The sequence below is a fragment of the Helicobacter sp. UBA3407 genome (assembly GCF_949747025.1).
Lineage (GTDB): Bacteria > Campylobacterota > Campylobacteria > Campylobacterales > Helicobacteraceae > Helicobacter_D > Helicobacter_D ganmani.
Window position 1 is genome coordinate 1 of record NZ_CATKCB010000045.1, and the last position, 4,090, is coordinate 4,090.

The 4,090-nt window shown below is 31.3% G+C and carries 4 protein-coding genes and 1 pseudogene; 3 read left to right on the top strand and 2 right to left on the bottom strand.

Annotated features, from left to right (window positions below; translation table 11 throughout):
• A pseudogene (locus tag Q1553_RS00600) lies at nucleotides 1-113 on the bottom strand (thymidylate synthase (FAD)); the annotation flags it as partial.
• Between the two features lie 3 nt (nucleotides 114-116).
• Nucleotides 117-599 (bottom strand): crossover junction endodeoxyribonuclease RuvC, encoded by a 483-nt coding sequence (ruvC, locus tag Q1553_RS00605; protein WP_115551785.1) that lies wholly within the window; start codon nucleotides 597-599, stop codon nucleotides 117-119.
• A 133-nt stretch (nucleotides 600-732) separates the two neighbouring features.
• Here ruvC and dnaA point away from each other — a divergent pair, with 133 nt between their 5' ends.
• The 3 genes from dnaA to Q1553_RS00620 all read left to right on the top strand — a co-directional run.
• Complete coding sequence (gene dnaA / locus Q1553_RS00610) at nucleotides 733-2,028, top strand: chromosomal replication initiator protein DnaA (RefSeq protein ID WP_115551786.1); 1,296 nt, start codon at nucleotides 733-735, stop codon at nucleotides 2,026-2,028.
• A 174-nt stretch (nucleotides 2,029-2,202) separates the two neighbouring features.
• Nucleotides 2,203-3,270, top strand: coding sequence for a DNA polymerase III subunit beta (dnaN, locus tag Q1553_RS00615; RefSeq protein ID WP_115551787.1), 1,068 nt, complete (start codon nucleotides 2,203-2,205; stop codon nucleotides 3,268-3,270).
• Nucleotides 3,271-3,302: 32 nt separating this feature from the next.
• Nucleotides 3,303-4,090 (top strand): ATP-binding protein (locus Q1553_RS00620; RefSeq protein WP_300842670.1); only part of this gene is annotated, 788 nt, incomplete at its 3' end.

The window sequence follows — 4,090 nt, forward strand, 5'->3', positions numbered from 1 at the left end:
AACTCTTTATCCTTTTCTCCGCCATTATCACCCTTTTCAAAACTCTGCCAACAAGTGCGAATTGCGTGCGCACAAATATTTAATTTTGTGTAATTTAAAAGTGTAATTTGCATAGATTATTCCTTAGCTTGAAGTTTTAATCGTTGTGCGTGTGTAATTGCTATGGCAATTGCATCTGTAATATCTAGAGGCTTAATTTCACCCTTAAGCCCCAAAAGTCGCTTTACCATAAAGGCAACTTGTTCTTTTTGTGCCTTTCCATTTCCTGTCAAAGCCTTTTTAATTTGTAAAGGCGTATATTCAGTGAAATTTCCTAACTCTTGTAGAATCTTAAGGCTCAACGCTCCACGAAATTGCGCAAGCTTGATTACGCTTTTGGGATTATACGCATAAAACATATCTTCAATCGCGACGGAATCAATAGAATGATTTTTCAATACCAAATCAATCCCTTCCACAAACTCTAAAATTTGATGTTGCAAGATTCTTTCTTTGATTTTTATCAAACCTGCTTCCACCAAAGAAATTGCATTTTTATCTAATTTTATAATCGCATAGCCACAATTTCTGCTTCCCGGGTCAATTCCTAAGATATTCACTCATTTCCTTAAAATAATTTAAAAAATTGCATAATAATATAAAATTTTTAGTAATTTTGAGATAAAATCGTTCCAAATTTCACGAGTTATTCACATCTTATTCACACCTGTGAATAACTTTAAAGGCAAAAATTTGAATCAGATTTTATTACAGCTTAAAGATGAAATCACAACTTTTGAATTTGAAAATTATATCAATCAAATTACCTATAATGAAAAGTATTCTCGTGAAGATAGAATCGTGTTAAATGCTCCAAATGTCTTGATTGCAAGTTGGGTAAAAACAAAATACGCAGACAAAATTGCTCATCTTTTTGAAATCAATAATGGTTTAAAGCCTGAAATCATCGTGGAAGTTGCAAATTCTAACAAAAAGAAAGAAAACAAAAGTAATGTGCGCAACAAACAAAACAGAACAACAAATCTCAATCCCTCTTTTACTTTTGATTCCTTTGTGGTGGGTAATTCTAATACCTTTGCCGTTAATGTTGCCAAAGCTGTAGCACAAAATCAAAGCATTAAGTATAATCCTCTTGTAATTTATGGAAATACAGGGCTTGGTAAAACACATTTACTCAACGCGATTGGTAATGCAAATATTCTTGTAGGTAAAAATGTCATTTACACCACAAGCGAACAATTTTTGAATGATTTTTTGCTACATATTCGCAACAATACAATGGAACGATTCCGTGAAAAATACCGGGCTTGTGATTATTTATTGATTGATGATATTCAATTTTTGAGTGGAAAGGAACAAATTCAAGAAGAATTTTTTCACACTTTTAATGAGCTCAAAGAAAACAATAAACAAATTGTCCTAACCTCTGACCGCCCACCAAAAGATATGAAAGGCTTAGAAGAGCGTTTGAAAACTCGTTTTACTTCTGGACTTTTAGCAGATATTCAACCTCCAGAATTAGAAACAAAAATCAATATTATTCGCGCAAAATGTGAATTAGATAGAATCCATCTTGATGATACTATTATTCATTTTATCGCGGCAAATATTAATGATAATATTCGTGAAATTGAGGGTGTTTTAGTGAAACTTAGCTTTTCAATGAATGTTACAAATATTCAAGAAATTAGTCTTGATTTCATCAAAGATGTTTTAAAAGAATATATCAAAGAATCCAAAGAAAATGTCAGTATGGACAAAATCATTGACACTGTTGCAAAATACTATAATCTCAAACCCTCGGACATTAAAAGTAAGAATCGCTCAAAAAATATCGTAATTGCGCGTAAAATTGTAATTTATTTAGCTCGCACTTTGACACCTAACTCTATGCCTTATCTTGCAAATTTCTTTGGAATGAAAGACCACAGCACAGTAAGCAAAGCAATGAAAAGTATTCAAGACGAAATCAATAACAATGCAAACTTTAAAACTATCATTGAAGAAATAAAAAATAAAATAAAATGATTCTTTTAAATACAATAAAAACAAAGTTTTGCTAAAATGGTGAATTAATGTGAAATTAAAAAATTTATCTATTCACACAAAAATACGAATTTTAGAAGCTTGTAGCACTTATTCAACAATTCAAGCCCTCTACTAATACTTCTAAAATTTATAAATTTAATTAAGGAGCTCCGTATGAATATCACCATTCCAAATAGTGTTTTAGACAACATTTTTACTTCTTTACAACCTTTTTTAGACAAAAAAGATTCTAGTCAAATCACTTCCCACATTTACCTTGAAACAAAAGACAATCAACTCATTTGTAAAGCCACAGATTTTGAAATAGGACTTTGTGCAATTAGTGATTCTTTAACCATTAACGAACACGGAATCGCAACGGTTAATGGGAAACAAGCATTAGATATTATCAAACGATTAAAAGAAAGTGATGTTAATCTTTATACTCACAACGAAAACCTCCATATTCAACAAAATAAAAGCTCTTTTAAACTTCCAATGTTTAATGCTCAAGAATTTCCAACCTTTCCAGAATACGAAAACCTACCGAAACTAGAAATCAATTCTTTACAATTAATCACTTCAATGAAAAAAATTTTTCCTGTAATTGATATTAATAACCAAAAACGCGAATTAAACGGAGCTCTTTTGGATATTAAGGAATATTCTTATAATTTCGTGGCTACGGATACAAAACGACTTGCAATGGTAAAATTTGACAACGCATCAGGAAATAATCTTGCACTAATTTTCCCAAAAAAAGCAATTACAGAAATTCAAAAATTGTTCTTTGATAATCTTGAACTTTTCTATAACGAAAAAGACATTATCATCAAATCTCAAAATTACATTTTCTTTTCTCATCTTATCAATGGAAAATTCCCAGATTATGAAAAAATATTGCCAAAAGAAGTCGCGACACAGCTTACGATTCCAAAAGCGAAAATTATCGAAGGAATTAAAGTTATTAACTCTGTAACAAATGATGTTAAAATTACTTTTAAATCTAATGAAATTTTATTTGAATCTTTAAGTCAAGATAATTCAGAAGCTAAAACACAAATTGAAATAAATCTTTCTCTTAATGAGGAAATTGAAATTGGTATTAATTCTCGTCATGTTTTGGATTTCTTAATGCAAATCGACACTGCGGATTTCATTTGGGAACTTAATGGTAAAAATGCTCCTTTTGTGTTAAAAAGTGAGAATTTCTCCACTGTTGTTATGCCTATTATTATTTAAAATTTTTTAGAATTACACAATTTAGGAAAAAGATGGAAGATTTAGAATACACAGGACAAAGTATTAAAGTTTTAAAAGGCTTAGAAGCAGTTAGAAAACGTCCGGGAATGTATATTGGTGATACAAATATCGGTGGATTACACCATTTGATTTATGAAGTCGTAGATAACTGCATTGATGAAGCAATGGCAGGATACTGCACAGAAATTGAAGTGATTTTAACCAAAGAAGGCGGAGCAAAGATTTCTGATAATGGGCGTGGAATTCCTGTAGATATTCACCCCACAGAGGGAATTTCAGCCGCTACGGTTGCCTTAACCGTTCTCCACGCGGGAGGTAAATTTGACCAAAAAACTTATTCTGGTGGTTTGCACGGAGTAGGAGTTTCCGTCGTAAATGCGCTTTCTAAAAGCTTGCAAATGACGATTTATAAACACAATCAAATCTATCGTCAAGATTTCGTGCAAGGGATTCCACAAAATGCTTTAGAAGTGATTGGTGAGACAAAACTCAATGGAACAACGATTGAATTTATCCCCGATGATAGTATTTTTGAAGTTGTAAATTTTGATAAAGAAATTTTAAAAAAGAGATTCAAAGAGCTTGCTTATTTAAATCATCAAATTACAATTCATTTTAAGGACGAGCAAAGCGACTTTGACGAAACCTATCACTTTGAGGGTGGATTGTCGCAGTTTATCCATGATATTAACAAAAAACCTTTTATTTCTCCTATTATTGACTTTGAGGGAAGAGATGAAAATGTAGAAGTAGAAGTAGCTTTGGCTTATAATGAAAGTTTTGATGAAAAAGTATTAAG

Excerpts from the sequence above, each read along its gene's own strand:
- dnaN (WP_115551787.1), top strand. The coding sequence starts at position 2,203 with ATGAATATCACCATTCCAAATAGTGTTTTAGACAACATTTTTACTTCT.